Annotated in this window: 18 protein-coding genes; 6 read left to right on the plus strand and 12 right to left on the minus strand. The window is 46.4% G+C overall.

The features are described 5' to 3' along the window. Nucleotides 1-70 precede the first annotated feature (70 nt). From FKN16_RS03635 to FKN16_RS03675, 9 genes are all read right to left on the minus strand, one after another. Nucleotides 71-487: a hypothetical protein gene (locus tag FKN16_RS03635; RefSeq protein WP_170902018.1), complete on the minus strand. Its 417-nt coding sequence runs from the start codon at nt 485-487 to the stop codon at nt 71-73. Then, the gene (locus FKN16_RS03640; RefSeq protein WP_170902019.1) at nt 471-1,523 is read right to left on the minus strand and encodes a formate dehydrogenase subunit gamma; all 1,053 of its coding nucleotides are present in this window, start codon (nt 1,521-1,523) and stop codon (nt 471-473) included. The genes FKN16_RS03635 and FKN16_RS03640 overlap by 17 nt, the downstream gene beginning before the upstream one ends. A 14-nt stretch (nt 1,524-1,537) precedes the next feature. Next, nucleotides 1,538-2,146, minus strand: coding sequence for a formate dehydrogenase FDH3 subunit beta (gene fdh3B / locus FKN16_RS03645; protein WP_005377536.1), 609 nt, complete (start codon nt 2,144-2,146; stop codon nt 1,538-1,540). An 11-nt stretch (nt 2,147-2,157) separates the two neighbouring features. Then, the gene (locus FKN16_RS03650; protein ID WP_170902020.1) at nt 2,158-5,013 is read right to left on the minus strand and encodes a formate dehydrogenase subunit alpha; all 2,856 of its coding nucleotides are present in this window, start codon (nt 5,011-5,013) and stop codon (nt 2,158-2,160) included. 10 nt (nt 5,014-5,023) lie between these two features. After that, nucleotides 5,024-5,224, minus strand: a complete 201-nt coding sequence (locus tag FKN16_RS03655) for a twin-arginine translocation signal domain-containing protein (RefSeq protein WP_005396171.1) — start codon at nt 5,222-5,224, stop codon at nt 5,024-5,026. Between the two features lie 73 nt (nt 5,225-5,297). Then, nucleotides 5,298-5,924, minus strand: a complete 627-nt coding sequence (locus FKN16_RS03660; RefSeq protein WP_005495048.1) for a molecular chaperone — start codon at nt 5,922-5,924, stop codon at nt 5,298-5,300. Nucleotides 5,925-5,933: 9 nt separating this feature from the next. Then, nucleotides 5,934-7,595, minus strand: a complete 1,662-nt coding sequence (locus tag FKN16_RS03665) for a 4Fe-4S dicluster domain-containing protein (protein ID WP_170902021.1) — start codon at nt 7,593-7,595, stop codon at nt 5,934-5,936. A 308-nt stretch (nt 7,596-7,903) separates the two neighbouring features. Then, nucleotides 7,904-8,533, minus strand: coding sequence for a DUF3306 domain-containing protein (locus FKN16_RS03670; RefSeq protein WP_170902022.1), 630 nt, complete (start codon nt 8,531-8,533; stop codon nt 7,904-7,906). Continuing rightward, complete coding sequence (locus FKN16_RS03675) at nt 8,523-8,987, minus strand: DUF3305 domain-containing protein (protein WP_170902023.1); 465 nt, start codon at nt 8,985-8,987, stop codon at nt 8,523-8,525. The genes FKN16_RS03670 and FKN16_RS03675 overlap by 11 nt, the downstream gene beginning before the upstream one ends. Before the next feature lie 325 nt (nt 8,988-9,312). Between FKN16_RS03675 and FKN16_RS03680 the strand changes: the two genes are divergently transcribed. Beyond that, on the plus strand, nt 9,313-10,146 hold the full coding sequence (locus FKN16_RS03680; protein WP_005396179.1) for a formate dehydrogenase accessory sulfurtransferase FdhD: 834 nt from the start codon (nt 9,313-9,315) through the stop codon (nt 10,144-10,146). A gap of 362 nt (nt 10,147-10,508) precedes the next feature. On the opposite strand, the gene FKN16_RS03685 is transcribed toward FKN16_RS03680, so the two are convergent. The 3 genes from FKN16_RS03685 to FKN16_RS03695 all read right to left on the minus strand — a co-directional run bounded on the left by FKN16_RS03685 (nt 10,509) and on the right by FKN16_RS03695 (nt 15,799). Then, on the minus strand, nt 10,509-12,101 hold the full coding sequence (locus FKN16_RS03685; RefSeq protein WP_012841837.1) for an ABC-F family ATPase: 1,593 nt from the start codon (nt 12,099-12,101) through the stop codon (nt 10,509-10,511). Between the two features lie 217 nt (nt 12,102-12,318). Next, nucleotides 12,319-14,358: a cache domain-containing protein gene (locus FKN16_RS03690; protein ID WP_170902024.1), complete on the minus strand. Its 2,040-nt coding sequence runs from the start codon at nt 14,356-14,358 to the stop codon at nt 12,319-12,321. Next, nucleotides 14,348-15,799: a sigma-54 dependent transcriptional regulator gene (locus FKN16_RS03695; protein ID WP_170902025.1), complete on the minus strand. Its 1,452-nt coding sequence runs from the start codon at nt 15,797-15,799 to the stop codon at nt 14,348-14,350. The genes FKN16_RS03690 and FKN16_RS03695 overlap by 11 nt, the downstream gene beginning before the upstream one ends. Before the next feature lie 333 nt (nt 15,800-16,132). Between FKN16_RS03695 and FKN16_RS03700 the strand changes: the two genes are divergently transcribed. From FKN16_RS03700 to FKN16_RS03720, 5 genes are read left to right on the plus strand one after another with little or no spacing between them, the layout of a single operon-like run. Further along, complete coding sequence (locus tag FKN16_RS03700) at nt 16,133-16,951, plus strand: substrate-binding domain-containing protein (protein ID WP_170902026.1); 819 nt, start codon at nt 16,133-16,135, stop codon at nt 16,949-16,951. A gap of 6 nt (nt 16,952-16,957) precedes the next feature. Next, the gene (locus tag FKN16_RS03705) at nt 16,958-17,656 is read left to right on the plus strand and encodes an ABC transporter permease (protein ID WP_170902027.1); all 699 of its coding nucleotides are present in this window, start codon (nt 16,958-16,960) and stop codon (nt 17,654-17,656) included. Between the two features lie 50 nt (nt 17,657-17,706). Continuing rightward, nucleotides 17,707-18,426 (plus strand): energy-coupling factor ABC transporter ATP-binding protein, encoded by a 720-nt coding sequence (locus FKN16_RS03710; RefSeq protein WP_074191453.1) that lies wholly within the window; start codon nt 17,707-17,709, stop codon nt 18,424-18,426. Next, a complete protein-coding gene (gene mobA, locus FKN16_RS03715) occupies nt 18,404-18,991 on the plus strand; it encodes a molybdenum cofactor guanylyltransferase MobA (RefSeq protein WP_025534433.1) in 588 nt (195 codons plus the stop codon). The genes FKN16_RS03710 and mobA overlap by 23 nt, the downstream gene beginning before the upstream one ends. Beyond that, the gene (locus FKN16_RS03720; RefSeq protein ID WP_170902028.1) at nt 18,988-20,766 is read left to right on the plus strand and encodes a bifunctional molybdopterin-guanine dinucleotide biosynthesis adaptor protein MobB/molybdopterin molybdotransferase MoeA; all 1,779 of its coding nucleotides are present in this window, start codon (nt 18,988-18,990) and stop codon (nt 20,764-20,766) included. The genes mobA and FKN16_RS03720 overlap by 4 nt, the downstream gene beginning before the upstream one ends. Nucleotides 20,767-20,827: the final 61 nt, after the last annotated feature.

The following is a 20,827-nucleotide window of genomic DNA, read 5'->3' on the forward strand; positions in this document are numbered from 1 at the left end:
CGCTTCATATTTGAGACATGACAGCAACAAAAAACCGCCTATTACGGCGGTTTTGCTTAAAGAATACTGATTAAAGGTTTGGACCTCTCGATGGTCTGTGTGGTTGGTTATTGCGCAGTTGCTGCATCCCTTGAAACATTCGCATAAACCACACCAAGATGGCTAATGCAGCAAACACCATCCCTACCCAAGGAATAAAGTAAGCGATGGTTTCAAGCAAAGTACTATGCAACCAATAATCACTCACGCCAACGAGTACACCATTAGAAGTCGCGACGGTGACGATCAACACAACAAAAAACGTCAGGTAGAGAAAGAAGGTACGAATTAAACCGTAGTAATGAGAAATCACTACGTCGCTGTCTTCTCCCTTATCTAATCGGTAACCAGCATAGATAATTGCGATAACGCCTGAGATCAGAAACGTAAACGGGGTCAGACAGCTCAGGATGTACGCAACCCAAATCCCGTTATGAGGTTTGTTCATTCGCTTTCGCTCCTTTTGCTTCCGTTTGTGCCGTATCTGTTTCGCCCATCGCTTCTTTGGATTTCACTTCTTCATACCAAAGATCGTGATGCTCTTTCGCCCATGTTTCATCAACTTCACCTGTAACCATGCCTTCTAGCGCACCTTCCATACCGAATAGACCAATATAGATGTGGAAGATAAAGCCACAGATTAGAATCAGTGCCGAAATCGCGTGAACTAAGTTAGAAAGCTCCATGTCACGGCGAGTTTGGCCAAAGATAGGAAAGTCCAGAACTAAGCCACTCACTGCCGCGATAGCACCAAAGAAGATCAATAACCAATAGATTGCCTTCTCACCACCGTTTGAGAAACCAGCTGACGGATGTGTGCCTTTGTGTTTACCAACCATACCGCCCATTTTCATGAACCAACGAACATCAGTCATGTTTGGAATCGACTTGCGCCACCATTTAAAGAGCACGAGCATCAGCAAAATGAAGAACAATGGTCCCATGTAATTGTGGTACTGCTTCGCCAACATGACGATAAAGCCCCAGAACTCAGTAGGAACGTACGGTTTTAAGAAGTGCTTACCGTAAACCAGCATCAAACCACTGAATGCCAACGTTAAGAATGTAAACGCCATACTCCAGTGAAGCGCGCGGTCTAAACGAGACCAACGTTTCATCTTTCTGCCAGTACGCGGCTTGCTAAGCATTAAAGGGCCAACGAATACGTAAGCCATGATTACCATTGCAATACTGCCGAAAATCGCGACAGCACCAGCTGGAGACATCCATTTCTCTTTTAGAATGTACCAAGTCTCACCAGGTTTACTGATCAATACGCCATGTTCTGGCGATTGAGACGTGGTGTAGCCTTCTTGCCCCTCTCTGACCTCGCGCCAATAGTCTGCCCCGGCGAGTTGCGTGATCTCCTGTTGAATAACTTTAGAAGATTGTTCCTCTGCTGAAGCAGGCATTGCGAAAGTCAGCAGCAATGCCGTCATCATTGACAGCATTGCTAGAGACGCACGTTTAAGCGTGTTTAACATGTGCCTCTCCTTACTTAGCTTTTCGTCGCATCGTAAGAAAGATCGTTTCCGTCTGTCCAACCTGCGTTTTTCGCGCCGCGTTCTACCACACGTTGACGGAAAATGTCAGAGACTTTCTCTGCGTCACCCGCAAGCAGCGCTTTTGTTGAACAAAGCGATGCACACATTGGTAACTTGCCTTCTGCGATACGGTTCGCACCGTATTTTTGGCGCTCTTCCTCAGAGCCAGGCTCTGTTTCTGGGCCGCCCGCACAGAAAGTACATTTATCCATTTTGCCACGTTCACCAAACGCTTCTTGTTTAGGGAACTGAGGTGCGCCAAACGGACAAGCAAACAAACAGTAACCACAACCGATACACAGATCTTTATTGTGAAGAACGATGCCGTCTTCGGTATGTTCAAAACAGTCTGCTGGACAAACTGCCATACAAGGCGCATCGGTACAGTGCATACAAGCAACAGAGATGGAGTTTTCACCAGCTTCACCGTCGTTCAGTGTTACCACGCGGCGACGTTGAATGCCCCATTCAAGAGCATCATCGTTTTCGTTCTTACATGCAGTAACACAGCCGTTACACTCGATACAGCGTTTGGTGTCACATAGAAATTTCATTCGTGCCATTGTCAGACTCCTTACGCTTTACGAATGTTACATAGGGTTACTTTGGTTTCCTGCATCAAGGTAACCGGGTCGTAACCGTAAGTGGTTGCCGTGTTAGCCGATTCGCCAACAACGTAAGGCTGTGTACCTTCTGGGTATTTAGGACGTAGGTCTTCACCTTCGAACTTACCGCCAAAGTGGAACGGAATGAACGCCAAACCAGGTTTCACACGACGTGTTACCATCGCTTTCACCTTGATTCGTCCCTTCTCTGCACCTTCAACCCAAACATCATCACCATCTCTGAAACCAAGGTCGTTCGCGTCTTTCGGATTTACTTCGACAAACATTTCTTGTTGAAGCTCGGCAAGCCATGGGTTTGAACGCGTCTCTTCACCACCACCTTCGTATTCAACCAGACGACCAGAAGTCAGAACGATTGGGTACTCGCCCGATTTGTCTTGCTCTTGAATGGATTTATACAACGTAGGAACACGGAAGATCGCATCTTTGTCGTCCCAAGTTGGGTAATCCGTTACAAGGTCACGACGTGGTGTGTACAGTGGTTCACGATGCAGTGGTACGCGGTCTGGGAACGTCCAAACAATCGCACGCGCTTTCGCGTTACCAAATGGGATACAACCGTGCTTGATCGCGACACGCTGAATACCGCCAGAAAGGTCAGTCTTCCAGTTTTTACCCTCTGCTGCCGCTTTCTCTTCAGCCGTTAGGTCGTCCCACCAACCAAGTTGTTTCAACAACTTGTCAGTGAATTCTGGGTAACCGTCTTTGATTTCACAGCCTTTCGAGTAACTGTCTTCTGCAAGAAGGCTCTTGCCTTCGAATTCCACACCAAAGCGCGTACGGAAGTTACCGCCACCTTCTGCAACCGTCTTAGACGTATCGTACAGAATGTGTGTGCCTGGGTGTTTCATTTCCGGTGTACCCCAACATGGCCAAGGTAGACCGTAGGTTTCACCGTTGACAGGGCCACCTTCCGCTTCCAATGTGGTTTTGTGGAACGTATGCCAGTTTTGTTGGTGCGCTTTCAAACGCTCTGGGCTTTGGCCTGTGTAACCAATCGTCCACATGCCTTTGTTGAATTCACGCGTTAGGTCTTCAATCACCGGCTGGTTGTTTTCAACACGGATGTTTTTGAACAGAAGATCTGAATAGCCCAGTTTCTTCGAAAGCAGGTACATGATTTCGTGGTCTGGTTTTGATTCGAACAAAGGTTCAATCACCTGATCACGCCATTGTAGAGAGCGGTTAGAAGCGGTAACACTGCCGTATGTTTCAAACTGCGTTGTTGCAGGAAGCAGGTAAACGCCGTCGGTACGGTCGTTCATTACCGCAGCAACAGTTGGGTATGGGTCCACAATCACCATCATGTCCAGCTTCTGCATCGCTTTTTTCATCTCAACACCACGTGTTTGAGAGTTCACTGCGTGTCCCCAGTAGAACATTGCGCGGATGTTTTCGCGTTGACGAATGTTGTCTTTGTTTTCCAATACACCATCGACCCAACGAGATACTGGGATACCTGCACTGTGCATTGGTTTCTGACCGCTATAAGCGTTGTCATCGAAACGACCTTTAATCCATTCGTAATCGATTTCCCACACTTTTGACCAATGACGCCAAGCACCTTCAGAAAGGCCGTAGTAGCCCGGAAGCGTGTCAGAAAGTACGCCAAGGTCGGTTGCGCCTTGTACGTTATCGTGACCGCGGAAGATGTTTGCGCCGCCGCCTGATTTACCAATGTTACCAAGCGCTAGTTCAAGCACACAGTAAGCACGTGTGTTGTTGTTACCGGTAGTATGCTGAGTACCACCCATACACCAAACAATACAGCCTGGGCGATTTTCAGAAAGCAGTTTTGCTGTTTGGTAAACGTCTTCTTCGCTTACGCCTGTTACACGCTCAACTTCTACTGGCGTCCACTTCGCCACTTCAGCACGGATTTCATCCATACCGAATACACGTTGACGGATGAACTCTTTATCTTCCCATTGGTTTTCGAAGATGTGCCACAACACACCCCAAATGAATGCTACGTCAGAACCAGGACGAAGTGATACATAGTGATCAGATTTCGCCGCCGTACGAGTGCGACGAGGATCCGCTACGACGATCTTACAGTTGTTCTTCTCCTTCGCGATCAGAATGTGCTGCATCGCGACTGGGTGAGCTTCAGCTGGGTTTGAACCAATGAACAACATCGACTTACAGTTGTGCATGTCATTGAAAGAGTTGGTCATCGCACCGTAACCCCAAGTGTTCGCTACACCCGCCACTGTTGTTGAGTGACAAATACGCGCTTGGTGGTCAACGTTGTTAGTGCCCCAAAGTGATGCCATTTTGCGGAACAAGTACGCTTGTTCGTTGCTGTGCTTTGCGCTTCCCAAGAAGTAAACCGAATCAGGGCCAGACTCTTTGCGGATGTCCATCACCTTGTTACCGATTTCTTCGATCGCTTGATCCCAAGAAAGCTTTTTCCACTTACCGTTTTCAAGCTTCATTGGGTATTTAAGACGGCGCTCACCGTGGCCATGTTCACGCAGTGCTGCGCCTTTTGCACAGTGACCACCGGCGTTAAATGGGTGGTCGAATGCAGGCTCTTGACCCGTCCAAACACCATTTTGAACTTCTGCGTAAATACCACAACCCACTGAACAGTGAGAACAGATAGTACGTTTTACTTCTGTTTTCGCTTCTGGATCGACGGATTTTGCTTGCGCTTTTTTCATCATTCCCGGTGCGAATAGACTAGCACCAACCACTGCGCCACCAGCGGCAAGCGAAGTGTTTTTCATGAATGCACGACGAGATACGCCAAGCTGGTTCGTTTCTTTGCTCACACTGTCGGAGCGTTTGACAAGTTTCATCCGTTATCTCCTAAAGTGTGTCGTAGTAATCGCGAATGTGTTGAGTTTCACGATACCCTTTCTTCTTCACGTCTTTTTCAGAAGGCTCAACCGTTTCTGAAGCAACGGCCACTTTCGTGGTTCCCGCAACAACAGCACCAGCAACGGCAGCGGTTGTGAAGCCTTTTAGGAGATCCCTACGGCTTGTGTTTATTTCTTTATTATCTTTCATCATTGCTTCCTTACCTTACGGTAGATCTTTGGAGACTCATGCCTCTCTATCGATATGACCAAGTACTGCTCGATTACTCGTAATCAGTGACGTTTTTCACATCAATTTTTAATTTGCTCTTACTGCTTTTGGTGTTCACGCTAAAGCGCACTTGCTCTAACGTTAAAAATGCATCGCAAAGCTGTGCAGCTGGCTTGTAGAAGTTCACGCTTTCTGCGTTCTCTAGTTGGCGCGTAAAAGATTGGAACCAAGGGGCGATGTGTTTGTTAAACACCGCTTGTTGAAGTTCTTCCTCTTCACCCGTCAGCATTGCCATCACTTCGCACAGTGCAGAAATATGGTCTTCAGGCTCTTTCACGTTCTCTTCTCGTTCGATGCCTAAAAGATCCAAATCGCGACGAATTTCCGCTAACGGTTTTTCCATCATCGAGCCAGTGCGATGCCAAGATCCGAATGGCACAACTTCACCACGTCCAATGCCAATAAACAGATCTTGATATTCTTCTTCTAATGCTTCTCGTTGCGCTTCGTTCGCGGCTTGTTGCAGTGCGAGCCAAGCTTTTTGCATCGCGCTCTCAGACGGTTCAATTTCTAGCGATTTCAAGAACGCCAGCATTTCATCACTTGGCGCACTACGAAAAAGTGCGGATAGAACGAGATAAATGTCTGTTCTCAGTGTTTGTTCTTGTTGTGTATCCACTGCGATCTCCTAGTATTTCAATTGATTCATTGGATCTGCAGCCATCGACTCAAACATGTCGATCACACGACAGTCTTCACACATGGCGATGCGATTAATGGCAGCTTCATCAGAGAAATGAGAATGGCCACGAAGCTTGTTTTGCAGCATGTCGATCATCGATTGCGGAGCAAAAGGCTTGTGACAGCGAATGCACTCGGCTGCCTTTTCTTCATGAATCACAACCGCTTTCTGGCGTTCTTCTTTCACCCAGTTCATACGAGGAGTAAGCGTCAGCACTTTCTCTGGACACGCTTTCTCGCACAGCCCACATTGAATGCAGTCTTGCTCGACGAATTTAAGCGACGGAGATTGGCCGTCCGTATGCAATGCACGTGTTGGACACACCGCCACACAGCTCATGCACAACGTACAATCTTTGCTTTCACAAGAAACCGTGCCGTAAGGTGCATTCGCTGGCAGTTCAACAATGTTCTCAACTGGAATACGCGATGCTGACAACGCATCCAACGCCGTAAATAGACGCTGACGTTTGTTACCTTGCAAATCACCTAATGCCAAATCAAAAGACTCGGTACAAAGTGTCGGAGCACCTTCACGTAGTGATTCTAGATACAGAATGTCGATGGTTTCTTTGGCGATACCAAGCTGGTCGAGCAACTCTTGAGCAATACCTACTTCGCTATTAAGCACACGAATAATGGTTTGAGGCATAAAACGCGAAGCCGCAAACAGTACCTGAGTGGCACCGTTCACAAGCGCAGCGAACCAAGTATCTATACCAACCGAAGGCAGTTCTTCCACCACAATTGGAATCACATTATCTGGCAATGCTTTTAGTGCCATCACGTTGTAGCTCTCGTGGCGAGAACTACAAATCAATGCGATAGGATCTAAACCACCCGCTTGCTCATAGTTGGCTAGCGTACGTTCAATAAACTTTTGCGTATCTTCGGGGTTTGGCAATGCGTAATGAATAGCTTCTGTCGGACACGCTGTAGCACAAGTACCCACGCCTTGACATAGGTATGGGTTGATCTCGATGCGATGGCCCGTTTTGTCGCTGCCTTCACTCGATAGTGCCCCTGCCGGACAAGCATCCACACAACGTTCGCAACCTTTTACGCCACGAGAGCTGTGTGCACATAGATCGGTATCTAAACGGAAGAATTTCGGTTTATCGAACGTCCCCATCAAGGTTGGAATTTCTTCCAACGCTTCAGCCAGTTTCGGATAGCCACGACCAACTGGGTAGTAGCCCGGTACTGGTACTTCTTCCGACATGCAGCTGTTTAGGCAAAGATCGAGTACGATATCGAAACAATCGCTATTGATCGCGACCTTGGCAAGATTGTTGGTCGAACCATGATTTTCAATCAGAACTTCAAACGTACCTAAGAACCCTGAAACCTGAACCGAATTGGCGTAGTAAAGCTCGGGATTTGTTCCCTTTTCGCCATCGGTAGAAAGCAGCGTTAGGCTGTTCATTTGCGACAATTGCGCTGCCGCACTTTCGATGATTGCCGTTGGACCCACAATCAAAGTATTACCGCCGCTTTCATAGCTTACGGTTGGTGGAATAAGATTGGTCAACTCTACGGTATTTTCGAAAGCGTACAGCCTCGCTTTACCGTTATTGGAAGTTGCTTGTTCTAATAATTGTTTCAGCATTGCTCAATTCCATTTATGAACATGGATAGTCTTTTCCATCTCTTAGTGTAGTTAGCGCCGGAGATTCTGCTGATTAACTTATCAATGAGCATTCTTATTCCGCCATCTATAGGCGATGAATACTACGCAGTGCGTCCGTGCTAACTTCAACCAGATTGGTATTGAGCAACAAATAGCAAATGTCATGCCAATAAAATATCAATTAAAATTCAACCACTTAGGTATTTTACCGACAAATAGTAGGGATAAAAAAACCGGTTGAGACATTTTGTCCCAGCCGGTTCATTGAGTGTTTAGTCAAAATGTACCTATTCTTTGTGTGGTATATTTTGTCTCACCTCGTTAGGCGGTGATTCCTCAGCAAAAGTATCACCTTTACCAGGCACTGTGTTTATATACAGTTCATTTTCATCTTGGGTAATTCCGGCACTTTTTTCGGCGTTTGGTTCCGCGTCTTCAACCACCTCATATGCGATATCGTCAGCGTTAAGTTCAGATCCTTGCGTCGTTTCAGCGTCTGGTTCTTCTTCCACTTTTTCTTTAACCCAATCACGCAGCGTCTCTGCGACGTCTTTAGAAAGTGACTTTAAGTTACTGTAATCATCATCGTAATCGTCTAGGCCATCACGCACGTTAAATTCTTCGGACAAGAACATTTTGCGCAGCGCGGCTTTCTTAACGCTTTCTGAAGCTTCAGAAACCAGCAGTTGCGCCACAGACATTTCTTCGGGCTTTTCAGTCTCTACACTCGCGGTAATGTCTGGAGCCTGACTAACCTCATTGACGTTCAAAGCGTCTGAGCTTTCGTCTGCGTTTGAAAGCGCTGTGACACTATCTTCGGATTGCTCCGTCTCTGCCATCGGCGTGATCTCTTCATCATATTGGGAAGATTCTTCTAATTTACGTTTCGACCAACGGCTTAAAAAACTAGTTGCCATTTGCTCTGCCCGCTCCTTTGCGTTTCTTACGTCTTACTTCTAACAGCTCACCGTGGCGACCGATAAAGGCTTCCATCCAAGCCTGAACGGCTAACGGCATATCGTTGGATAGTACAAGGTTGTCGCCATCCATATATTGCGCCGCGACAGATTGTGAAGCCGTTAGTAGCTGTATCGCTGATTTTTCACCAGACTCGACGTTATCCATCACTAAAAAAAGTTTAGGTTGCTGAGAGCTTAAGTTGAAGCGGTAGTCTGTACGCTCGTCTTTGTGCAATTGCAACAGACAAACATCTGGAGTCTCTTCTGTCGGATTTAGCGCAAATCCCGTCAACTGCCATTGGGTTGTCACCCAAATCCCTGTACTGATCTCATGCTCAACAAGCTCTACGCCAATTGGCCATGCGTCTTCAGTCTTCTCGTAATTGTTCTCGAAATCTTTCTTATCCGACATAACTCACCCAGTTTTTCTATTTTGGTCTGAAAGCAAGCAGGACACTTTGACCTTACTTTCGACCATTTTATTGACTTATAAGCAATAAACGAGCCACACTGATAAAGCTTAGCCTATTCATGTCCTCTGGCTATAAGTACCAAACTAGCCGAAACTCAAATGTACGGATGTGTCATTACTGCGAACTCGCAGTTTTAATGCATTGTTGACATAAAACCTCGCAATTATTGTGGGAACAGCTATTTTGGAACGAGATTTGCTTTGCTAACCACTTAGCAAGCTAAATGCGTAGCAACCTAACGCTCTTAATCACTAGGACACGACTGTGCTGAAACCAAATATTATTAAAACCAGTGAAAATCCCCTGCAAACCATTGAAGTCGACGTGTACGACGAGTACGGCGAAAAACTGACAAAGCAAATCGCGTGCGAGCGCCCTCTTACGGTCATGCTGAACTGGAAAGAAGTGGTCACGCTCATGACGCTAGGTTCGCGTCCTGAAGCGCTGGTACTGGGTTATTTAAAAAACCAAAGCTTCCTGTCTGATCCAGCAGCGATTGAATCCGTCATTATTGACTGGGAAACGCATTCCGCAGCGGTGATTACTAAAGAAAATACCGAACATTTAGAAGGCGCTCTGAAAAAGAAAACCGTCACATCTGGCTGTGGTCAAGGCACCATGTATGGCAATGTGATGAAACAACTTGAGAACTATCAAGTGCCTCAAGTTCCGCTTAAACAATCAGAAATCTATTCCGCATTGGAAGCGTTGACTCATTACAACGACACCTACAAAAAAGCAGGTGCGGTGCATGGCTGTGCGGTTTGCAAAGGCAATGAGGTATTGTCATTTGTGGAAGATGTCGGCCGCCACAATGCTGTGGATACGCTTGCAGGTGAGATGTGGCTCAAAGAAGAAACAGGTGAAGATAAAATTTTCTACACAACTGGTCGCCTTACTTCAGAGATGGTGATTAAAGTGGCCCAAATGGGCATTCCTGTTCTACTTTCTCGCTCTGGCGTTACTCAAATGGGGTTAGATCTTGCGAAACAATTTGGCATTACGACGATTGCGCGAGCAAAAGGTTTACGCTTCCAAGTATTTACCGGAGCCGACAAGATTGAGTTTGATGTGAAAGGCGAAAGTGCATCTCGTTAACGAGAAAATAATACAAAACCGTCGATTCGTGTAAACTTATAACAATTGGGATAAGTAAATCATCACGTTATGAAGGCTTAATTAAACGATATAAGTCAGAAATAGCAACATGTGTTGTAGCAATAACAACGCTTGCTTTAATTGATGCTAACTACAGCTCATTCACAAAGGATGTGAACTATGGACAATGACCAACTGTGGAATTTTTTGCTCACGCCCAGTGGCATCATGCTCTCAATGATCATTACATTTGGTGTCGTCGGCATATATGCGTATATAACCGGTCAGTTTAAGGATTAAGACCAATATAAAAAGCCTCGCTAAATAGCGAGGCTTTTGCTTTTTAAACGCTTTGCGAGTAATTACGCGTCAACGCCACGAGATTTTAGGAACTCAGAGTACGTGCCTTTGAAGTCCGTGATCTTGCCATCGCGGATTTCGATAATACGCGTTGCTAGCGAGTCTACGAATACACGGTCGTGAGATACGAAGAACAACGTGCCTTTGTATTGCTCAAGCGCGGTGTTCAAAGATTCAATCGATTCCATATCCATGTGGTTGGTAGGTTCGTCCATTAGCAGCATGTTTGGCTTGTGCATCATCAGCTTACCAAGCAGCATACGACCTTGCTCACCACCAGACAGTACTTTTACTGACTTTTTAATGTCGTCTTGACCAAACAGCATACGACCAAGGAAACCACGAACGACTTGCTCGTCATCACCTTCTTGACGCCATTGACCCATCCAATCCGTTAGGTTCATGTCTTCTGCAAAGTCATGCGCGTGGTCTTGCGCGTAGTAACCGATGTTTGAGTTTTCAGACCATTTGTACTCACCCGCACGCGGTTCAAGCACACCAGCAAGCGTGTTTAGAAGTGTTGTTTTACCCACACCGTTCTCACCGATGATCGCAACGCGCTCACCCACTTCAAAAATTGCATTGAAGTCTGAGAACAAGTCCTCTTCGAATCCTTGGCTTAGGTTTTCAACAATCAGAGCGTTACGGAACAGCTCTTTCGACTGTTCGAAACGAATGAATGGGTTTTGACGGCTAGACGCTTTAACTTCATCCAGTTTGATCTTGTCGATTTGCTTAGCACGAGATGTCGCTTGTTTTGCTTTCGATGCGTTTGCTGAGAAACGTGCAACGAACGTTTGTAGCTCAGCAATTTGTGCTTTCTTCTTCGCGTTGTCGTTTAATAGACGTTCACGAGCTTGAGAAGCTGCTGTCATGTACTCATCATAGTTACCTGGGTAAATGCGCAGTTCACCGTAATCCAAGTCCGCCATGTGCGTACATACTGAGTTTAGGAAGTGGCGGTCGTGCGAGATGATGATCATGGTGCAGTTACGCGCATTTAGCGTGTCTTCCAACCAACGGATCGTATCCATGTCCAAGTTGTTGGTAGGTTCGTCAAGCAGCATAACGTCTGGGTCTGCGAATAGAACTTGCGCTAGAAGCACACGAAGTTTCCAGCCCGGCGCCACTTCACTCATTAGGCCGAAGTGCTGCTCCATTGGAATACCCACCGCAAGAAGAAGCTCGCCCGCTTTGGCTTCTGCCATGTAGCCGTCCATTTCCGCAAACTGAACTTCTAGGTCAGCCACTTTCATGCCGTCTTCTTCACTCATTTCAGCAAGTGAGTAGATACGGTCACGCTCTTTCTTCACTTCCCATAGCTCTTTATGACCCATGATAACGGTATCGATTACCGTAAATTCTTCGTAAGCGAACTGGTCCTGGTTTAGTTTTGCAACGCGCTCGTTTGGATCGTAACTCACGTTACCGCTGGTTTGCTCAAGCTCGCCGCTGAGGATCTTCATAAAGGTTGATTTACCACAACCGTTAGCTCCAATTAAGCCGTAGCGATTACCTTCGCCGAACTTAACTGAAATGTTTTCGAATAGCGGCTTAGCGCCGAATTGTTGAGTAATATTCGCTGTGGAGATCAAAACCTTTACCTTAGCAATTGGGGTGTATTTAGAAAAACCGGGCAACGGTACTTGTTCATGCTACATACTGCAAGTGTTGTTTTTATTAATTCATCGCTAGTGAAACCATCGCAGTGCTTCTTCAAAGCAAAAAGCTCAAGCACAAATGCGTCATTGAATACAAAAAAGAGCCAGTATTATAACTGGCTCTTTCTTCCGTAATGCTTACAACAAGTGACTAAGCGATATTCGTCACCTCTAGGATCAGCTCGGCTTTTTTAGGTAAATAAATACTGAATTTACTGCCCTTTCCCCATTCCGACTCGGCTTTTAGCTCACCACCCGTTTGGCTGAGGATACTTTGAGAGACCGACAGTCCCAATCCTGTACCTTCTCGCTTCGTTGTGTAAAATGGTGAGAAGATTCGATTCAAGTTTTCTGGCTTAATACCGCAACCCTCGTCAATAACATGAATCGCGGCTCCTTTCACTTCTCCCTCTTCAATCCAGTCTTCACTGACTACTGTTAAAGTGCCTTTGCCGTTCATTGCGTGAATGGCGTTCATTTGCAAATTAACTAAGATTTGTAGCAAGTGGTGACGGTTTATCTCAACGGACGTATGCGCTTGTAGATCAGTCACAAACTCGACGTCGCGTTTCTTGGTGCCCGTTTTAACCAAGGTGATGCTTTCATCAATGATAGGATTGACATGTTGCCAAGTGATTTCATCTTGAACACCACCTTGGCGACTGTATTGCAATAAACTGCGCGTGATATTGCGAATACGGTCGATTTGCGCGTGAATCGCATCAATCTCTTCTTGTACTCGACTTGCATCGTCACCCAACTCAAAGTGGATCAACTCCACGTTGCCAAGGATCACGGCGGTTGGGTTATTGATTTCGTGAGCAATCCCCGCGGTGAGTTCTCCCAGTGCTGCCAGTTTTTCATGAACAACGAGTTTGTCGCGGGTTTGGTTAAGCAATTGAATATGCAGCTCTAGATCTTGGGTTTTTTCTCTAAGGCTTGCCGTACGCTCTTGAACTTTGCATTCAAGTTGCGCTGCGGAGTTCTTCAGTTCAATTTTGCGCTCTTCTAGCGCGTCTAACATATCATCAAACTGTCTGGCTAACTGCGCAAGTTCATGATCGGCATCCAATCCCAACGGACCAATCCGTTTTTCTTTTCCTTGTTGGACCTGCTTCACCACTTTATGGATGCGTTCGATCGGTCGAAACAGATCACAAGAACCGCGATATACCATCACGCCGGAAACCAGCAATAACATAACCGTAATCAAGCTAATTTCTGCAATGTTGGTCATGTAGGCTTTAACGAATGGCCACATTAGGTAACCGGTATAAAGCATACCAATGACGTTGTCGTATTGGTCTTTGATCGGTTGATATGCCGTAATATACCAAGCGTCATACACATAGGCTCGGTCAACCCACTGCTCACCTTTTGAAAGTACTTGGTTATACACTTCTGCGCTCACGCGAGTGCCTATGGCGCGCCCTAACCTATGCTCGCTGTCTAGAGGAACGTTGGTGCTCACACGCAAATCATCAAGAAATACGGTCAATGTGCCAACGGGACGAAGGCGATCATTATCGCTGAGATAGATTAAGTCGCGAATTTGATCTACCAATACAGTGCTGTTATTGAGAAGCAAACCACCATCAAGAAAGCCGATCAAATCATTCGTTTGGCTATGCACAGGAATCACGGTTCGACTGACTAGCCCACGTGCTTCCATGCTCCCATCGGCAAGAATAGGCACTTCCGCTCGTTTAGCGAGTTCAGGATCGAGGCGTTCGAGTTCTTCTTTATTGAGTACATCAAAAAACGATTCTCGCTTAGTGAGATCCATAAAGCGGAATTTGTTTTCCATCGAGTTGACGCGTTGGAAAGAGAGAAAATCTAAAGCATATCTTTTCTTCTGCTCAGTGACCCACTTTTGCAGCTCATCTTGCGGTATCCCTTGATTGATGCGAATACGAAAATCGTATGAGTCAGCAAACGCACGTACGTAATTCGATTGCTTTTGCTGTAACAACGTTACGCTGTTATTCGCAACACCAAGACGTTCAGAAACATCCAGCAGTGCATTTTGCCACGTATAATGGATGGACCAATAAATGGTAATCCCGATCAGGGCTATCAAAGTCAGAAAGATAGGTGCGGAGGTTAAAAATAATAAGCGATAACGCACCATGGTTTTAAAACGGTGCGTCCATTTCGACAATCCTTTGTGCTGTGGGCCGTTAGTCGGCATATTCCTCATCCTCAGAATCCCATTCTTTATACTTACGTTCTAAGGTCTTACGCGCCACGCCTAAGTCACGGGCAGCGGCTGATTTGTTGCCTTCGTGCAAATTAACAACCTGTTTTATATGCGCTTTTTCGACTTCTTTCAGTGTCCAGTTGTTTGGATACCCCTCACCAGTGAACTCTCTACCTTCTTTAAACGTCGGTAGTTCAGCAGAATGAGAAACGGTAATCGACACATTAGGCAATGAGTGTCCACCATTCAGCTCCCGCCAATAATGCGCTGGCGGCTTACCGAGCAAAATGCATCGCTCAATCAAGTTTTTCAGCTCACGAATATTGCCTGGCCAATCGTACTCACTCATAGCTTCCATGTCCTCGTGCGCCCATTTTGGCGCAGGCATACCAAGCTCCCGCGTCAGCATATTGCTGAAAAATGGCACGAGCTCAAACAAATCGGTTTTGCGCTCACGCAGAGGACACACTTCAATTTTCAGAACGTTTAAACGGTAATACAGGTCACTGCGGAAGTTGCCTTGATTGACCTCTTCTTGAAGGTTTCGGTTGGTTGCTGCAACAATACGGACATCAATGCTGATTTCTTTTTCTGAACCAACAGGACGGATAGTACGATGCTCCAAAACGCGTAACAGCGACGCTTGCATTGCAAGTGGCATTTCCCCGATTTCATCGAGGAACAAGGTGCCGCCATTTGCTACGCGGAACAAACCTTCACGAGATTTTTTTGCACCGGTAAACGCGCCCGATGTATGACCAAATAACTCACTTTCAAGTAGCTCTGGCGCAATGGCGCCACAGTTGATTGGCACAAATGGGCCCGTTCGCCCACTCGCTTGGTGAATACCTCGCGCAACCAGCTCTTTACCCGTACCCGACTCACCTTCGACCAAAACAGAAGCACGCGACGGTGCAAACTGGTTAATAAGCTGCTTAAGCTGACGCGTTTTCTCTGAACCACCGATGATCTCGGAGGTATTGTGACGTTGGTAATCGCGCTTCATGGCGTACTGCATGCGCTCGTTTAGACGTCGGTCCATGCAGCGACTGACCGCTTTTAGCATTTGTTCTAGGTTGAAGGGCTTGAGGATAAAGTCAGAAGCACCAAGTTGAAGTGCGCGAATAGCAATCTCTAAATCCGCATAGCCCGTCATGAAGATCACATCGGCACGTTTGTCGTCATCTTCAAACGCTTCTTCCCACTCAATCCCAGAGCGCCCCGGCAGATTAATATCCAGTAAAATCAGATCATAATGTCGAGAATTACGCAGTTGCTCTGCTTCTTCGATGCTGCCAGCAGTGTCGACATGTGAGAAAAGCTTCCCCAATGCCTTTTTCAAAATGGCTTGCATGCCCAATTCATCATCAACGACCAGTACGGAAAAGGCGTTATATTGTTGGTTTGTACTAATATGGGATTGAGTAGACATATTTACCCCAGATGGCTTCGGATGGGACAGAGTGTACCAAGTTTAAACAGAGATACCCTACAAAAAGTGCGACATTTTGTACCAACGCAAACTTTTGTGCAAATAACCCCATGATTTAGTGCATAAATCGAGCACTTTTCGCTTGTAAAAGGTTGGCATCTTGTTTGCTATAAGGTAGCTACAGGGCGTATTCAAGTGATCTCAGGATGTTGGTGTTTGTTATTCCAACACCCTAAGGCAACTTGCACTTTGAACTAATCGCTCTCGCCCAAGAGGCCTCTTCCAATACATCGGGAGAAATGCCAAATAATCATTGGAAAGGAACACATAAAAATGAAAAAAATTGCGCTAACTCTGGCTGCGACGTCAATCACGCTTGTAAGTTACTCTGCGTTTTCCGCTCAAGATGGCGAGCACGTTCGCCTAGCAACCACTACCAGTACTTACCATTCAGGGTTACTTGATTACCTGCTTCCACAATTTGAGAAAGACACGGGCTACAAAGTCGATGTTATCGCTGCGGGTACTGGCAAGGCCTTAAAAATGGGCGAAAACGGTGACGTAGATTTGGTGATGACACACGCACCAAAAGCCGAAGGCACATTCGTTGAGAAAGGCTACGGCGTTCTACCTCGTAAACTGATGTATAACGACTTTGTAATTGTTGGCCCGAAAGCTGACCCAGCAAAAATCAAAAATGACGAAGGCGTGTTAGATGTATTCAAAGAGATCGCAAACAAAAACGCAACGTTCATCTCTCGCGGCGATGATTCTGGTACGCACAAAAAAGAAATGGGCTTCTGGGCTCAAACTAAAATCGAACCAAACTTTGGCGGTTACCGCAGCGTAGGTCAAGGTATGGGCCCAACTCTGAACATGGCGTCTGAAATGCAAGGCTACACCATGACAGACCGCGGCACATGGTTGGCTTATCAAAACAAATTGGATCTAGAAATTCTGTTCCAAGGCGATGAAAGACTGTTTAACCCGTACCAAGTTATTCTTGTTAATCCTGAGCGTTACCCAACAATCAACTACCAAGGCGCGAAAGCATTCAGTGATTGGTTGGTGAACCCTCGCGGACAGGAACTTATCAATGGTTTCCGCCTAAACGGTAAACAACTGTTTGTTGCGAATGCTGAGAGCAAATAACGCAATATGAATCTTGCTGATACAACACTGGAAGCGCTTCGCTTACTGGTGAATTTTGATGCAGACTTATGGGAGATCGTTGCGGTCTCCTTTAGTGTTTCTATCACGGCAATATCCTTAGTGGTATTGCCGGCTATTTTGATGTCATTTGTACTGGCGTATACCGACTTTCGCGGTAAATGGTTTTTGCTGTCGATCGTGAATACGCTGCAAGCGGTCCCTACCGTCGTGATTGGCCTGTTGCTGTACATGTTGCTGTCGCGCGCTGGCCCTTGGGGAAACTGGCAAATGCTGTTCACTCAGAAGGCGATGATTTTCGGCCAAATGGTGATCTGTTTCCCTGTTTTGGTATCGATGATGCATGGTGCATTGCAATCTAGCGACCGTCGTGCAGTGGAAACCGCCATCACCCTAGGCGCCTCTATTCCGCGCGTGGCCGCTACGATGATTTGGGAAACCCGCTTTCCTCTACTTGCAGCTATCATTGCAGGGTTCTCTCGTATCGTAACCGAGGTGGGCTGCTCAATGATGGTAGGCGGAAACATTATGGGCGTGACGCGAAATATTCCCACTGCTATCGCAATGGAAAGCAGCAAAGGTGCTTTTGCGCAAGGAGTTGCATTAGGAATTGTATTACTATCTTTAGCGTTGGCACTAAACTTCTTCTTATCAAGCATGAGAGGCAAAGGCTACCTCAGAACATAGAACATGAAGCAAACAAACGACTCACCATTAACCCCATGTAGAGGCGCATTATGACTATAAAAATCACCGCCGAGCAGTTATCCATGCGCTTTAAAGAGCGTGTGCTTTTCCACATCCCTGAGTTAGCCATCGGCCCAAATGATGCCATTTATCTCAAGGGTGACAATGGTGTGGGCAAAACTACCCTACTCAAAATCCTTGCTGGTTTGCTCAAACCTTCTACTGGCGATGTTGTTGCGCCAAAAGATACGTGGCTGAAAAGACTGACGCGTCGCAATGGTCGTGTCGATGTGATTTATCTCCATCAATCTCCTTACCTTTTTGACGGCACTGTATATGAGAACGTAGTTTATGGAGTGAAATATCAACAAGACACACCAAAAGATAAGCGAGCTCAAGTTATTCACGCGCTGCGCATGGTAGGTTTAGAAACCTTAGCGGACGAACATATTTCCGTGTTGTCCGGCGGTGAAAAACAGCGCGTTGCCATGGCAAGGGCTTGGATCTTAAAACCGTCGATTTTATTGATGGATGAGCCAAGTGCGTCTTTAGACCAAGAATCCATTGAACGATTGGTGGTGATGGCGAAAGATCTTTTGGATCGTGGTTCGAGTATCGTGGTGACAAGCCATCAGGCCAACGCACTGACCGACTTGTGTAAAAAACAGTGGTGGATTAAAGACAAGACTTTGATAGAGTCTCCTCTGTTGTATGTCATACCAAAAGAAATATCCCAAGAGAATGCATATGCTTCAACCAACACAAACTAGTTGGGTCATTTTGGCTGGTGGCCAAGCCAGCCGTATGGGTGGAAAAGATAAAGGTCTGATTGAATTAAATCAGAAGCCACTCATCGAACACGTTATTGAACGTTTATCTCCACAAACACCACGCATTTTAATTAATGCCAACCGAAACCAAGATGCGTACAGCAAATTTGGTTTCGTATTTAGTGATCAATTCAAAGATTTCCCTGGGCCTATGGGCGGTATTCACGCGGGTTTGATGCATGCTGAAACTGACTGGGTTGGATTTGTACCTTGCGATAGCCCACAAATTAACACCGACCTTGTCGAGCGTTTCTGCCAAGCCGCCAAAGAAGACAGTGATATTTTGGTCGCTCATGATGGTGACCATCAGCAACCTGTTTTCACGCTCTACCACAAACGCGTACTGCCAAAGCTGACCGCGTTTTTAGAACGTGGCGATCGTAAGATCATCCTACTCTACAAAGAGTGCAACACCAGTTACGTTGACTTTAGCGACTCACCAAACTGTTTCGTCAACTTAAATACGCCTGAAGAACTGGCGCAATTTGGACAACTTGAATCATGAAACACACGCTAAACATCCCTATTCTTGGTTTTGCTGCCTACTCTGGTACGGGCAAAACTACACTACTTGAAGCATTACTACCAAAGTTGACCGAAGCAGGTTTACGCATCGGTATGCTAAAACACGCACACCATAACTTCGATGTCGATAAGCCGGGTAAAGACAGCTACCGTTTACGCAAAGCTGGCGCGTCTCAAATGCTGATTGCTTCTCGCAACCGTTTTGCGTTAATGACAGAAACGCCAGAAGCCGAAGCAGAGTTTGAATACCTATTAACACGTTTTGATGAAGACAACCTCGATGTAGTTTTGGTCGAAGGCTGTAAAAACATCGCGTTTCCTAAAATTGAATTGCACCGTGAAGAAGTGGGTAAGCCTTGGCTTTACCCTCACGATGAAAACATCATTGCTATCGCTTCCGACAGTGCGGAGTTGGACTCTGAACTGCCACAAATGAACATCAATGATTTGAATGCCATCGCTCAATTTGTTCTCCAATACGTTCAAGATGCAAAAGCACCAAAATCTAAAGAGAAAGACGCCGCATGTTGCGACACACTTTCTCCTGCTTTCCTTTCTGTGGTTCAAGGCCAAGAAAAAATCCTTTCTTTGGTGAACACGGTTTCGGAAATAGAAGCATGCAAGATTGAAAACGCCTATGGCCGCGTTCTCGCGGAACATATCATTTCACCAGTAAGTGTGCCGCAATACACCAACTCCGCGATGGACGGTTATGCCATCCGCAGTGATGATATTGAGCGCGATAGCTACCAAGTGGTTGCTAAAGTGATGGCGGGCCATGCTTACGATCAGCCTCTGGAAGTTGGTCAAGCGGTGAAGATCATGACCGGCGCACCAACACCACTTAACGGCGACACAGTGGTCATGCGTGAGCAAGCCTCTCAAGAAGGTGACAAGGTCACCTTTAATGGTGCGAATATCAAAGCAGGCCAAAACGTTCGTCAAGCAGGTGAAGATCTCGCTATCGGCAGTGACGTCTTTACCGCAGGCACTCGCCTAGCCTCTCCAGAAATGGGCATGATCGCTTCTCTCGGTTTTGGTGAAGCGAATGTGTTCCGCAAATTGAAAGTTGCCGTGTTCTCCACCGGTGACGAAGTACAAGCGCCGGGAACAGAGCAAAAAGCGAATTCTATCTACGATTCCAACCGTTTTACCATCATGGGCATGCTTGAAAAGCTCGGCTGCGAGATCTTGGATTTCGGTATTCTGGAAGACAACGAACAGTTAATGATTGAAGCGTTGGAAAACGCATCGGCGCAAGCGGACGTGGTTATGACTTCTGGTGGCGTATCCGTTGGTGATGCGGATTACATCAAACTTGCCTTGGATAAACTTGGTCAAATCGATTTTTGGCGAATCAACATGCGTCCGGGACGGCCACTAGCGTTTGGTCAAATCAACAACAAGCCGTTCTTTGGTCTGCCGGGCAACCCTGTTGCCGTGATGGTCTCTTTCATTAACTTTGTCGAGCCTGCACTGCGTAAGATGCAAGGCGAACAAGGCTGGAAGCCTCTGAAAGTGAACGCCATCGCGACTGAGAATCTTCGCTCTCGACAAGGTCGTACCGAGTTTAGTCGAGGAATCTATGAACTTGATAACACTGGCCGTTTAACCGTTCGTACAACAGGCAAGCAAGGCTCTGGTATTTTGCGCTCAATGAGTGAGGCGAACTGTTTGATCGAAGTCTCCCCAGCTATTGATACAGTAAAAGCGGGAGAAAGCGTGACAATTATCCCACTTCAAGGCAGAATCTAGCCCAAACTAGAAATTCAAAGGTCAGCGAGTCTGGCCTTTTTGTTTAATACAGAAACCTTTT

This window comes from Vibrio sp. 11-4(1) (assembly GCF_013048625.1).
In the GTDB taxonomy this organism is placed as follows: Bacteria; Pseudomonadota; Gammaproteobacteria; order Enterobacterales; family Vibrionaceae; genus Vibrio; species Vibrio diabolicus.

Excerpts from the sequence above, each read along its gene's own strand:
- FKN16_RS03670 (WP_170902022.1), bottom strand. The coding sequence starts at position 8,533 with ATGGCAACTAGTTTTTTAAGCCGTTGGTCGAAACGTAAATTAGAAGAA.
- FKN16_RS03665 (WP_170902021.1), bottom strand. The coding sequence starts at position 7,595 with ATGCTGAAACAATTATTAGAACAAGCAACTTCCAATAACGGTAAAGCG.
- FKN16_RS03650 (WP_170902020.1), bottom strand. The coding sequence starts at position 5,013 with ATGAAACTTGTCAAACGCTCCGACAGTGTGAGCAAAGAAACGAACCAG.
- FKN16_RS03675 (WP_170902023.1), bottom strand. The coding sequence starts at position 8,987 with ATGTCGGATAAGAAAGATTTCGAGAACAATTACGAGAAGACTGAAGAC.
- FKN16_RS03690 (WP_170902024.1), bottom strand. The coding sequence starts at position 14,358 with ATGCCGACTAACGGCCCACAGCACAAAGGATTGTCGAAATGGACGCAC.
- FKN16_RS03635 (WP_170902018.1), bottom strand. The coding sequence starts at position 487 with ATGAACAAACCTCATAACGGGATTTGGGTTGCGTACATCCTGAGCTGT.
- FKN16_RS03710 (WP_074191453.1), top strand. The coding sequence starts at position 17,707 with ATGACTATAAAAATCACCGCCGAGCAGTTATCCATGCGCTTTAAAGAG.
- mobA (WP_025534433.1), top strand. The coding sequence starts at position 18,404 with ATGCTTCAACCAACACAAACTAGTTGGGTCATTTTGGCTGGTGGCCAA.
- FKN16_RS03695 (WP_170902025.1), bottom strand. The coding sequence starts at position 15,799 with ATGTCTACTCAATCCCATATTAGTACAAACCAACAATATAACGCCTTT.
- FKN16_RS03720 (WP_170902028.1), top strand. The coding sequence starts at position 18,988 with ATGAAACACACGCTAAACATCCCTATTCTTGGTTTTGCTGCCTACTCT.
- FKN16_RS03700 (WP_170902026.1), top strand. The coding sequence starts at position 16,133 with ATGAAAAAAATTGCGCTAACTCTGGCTGCGACGTCAATCACGCTTGTA.
- FKN16_RS03655 (WP_005396171.1), bottom strand. The coding sequence starts at position 5,224 with ATGAAAGATAATAAAGAAATAAACACAAGCCGTAGGGATCTCCTAAAA.
- FKN16_RS03640 (WP_170902019.1), bottom strand. The coding sequence starts at position 1,523 with ATGTTAAACACGCTTAAACGTGCGTCTCTAGCAATGCTGTCAATGATG.
- fdh3B (WP_005377536.1), bottom strand. The coding sequence starts at position 2,146 with ATGGCACGAATGAAATTTCTATGTGACACCAAACGCTGTATCGAGTGT.
- FKN16_RS03705 (WP_170902027.1), top strand. The coding sequence starts at position 16,958 with ATGAATCTTGCTGATACAACACTGGAAGCGCTTCGCTTACTGGTGAAT.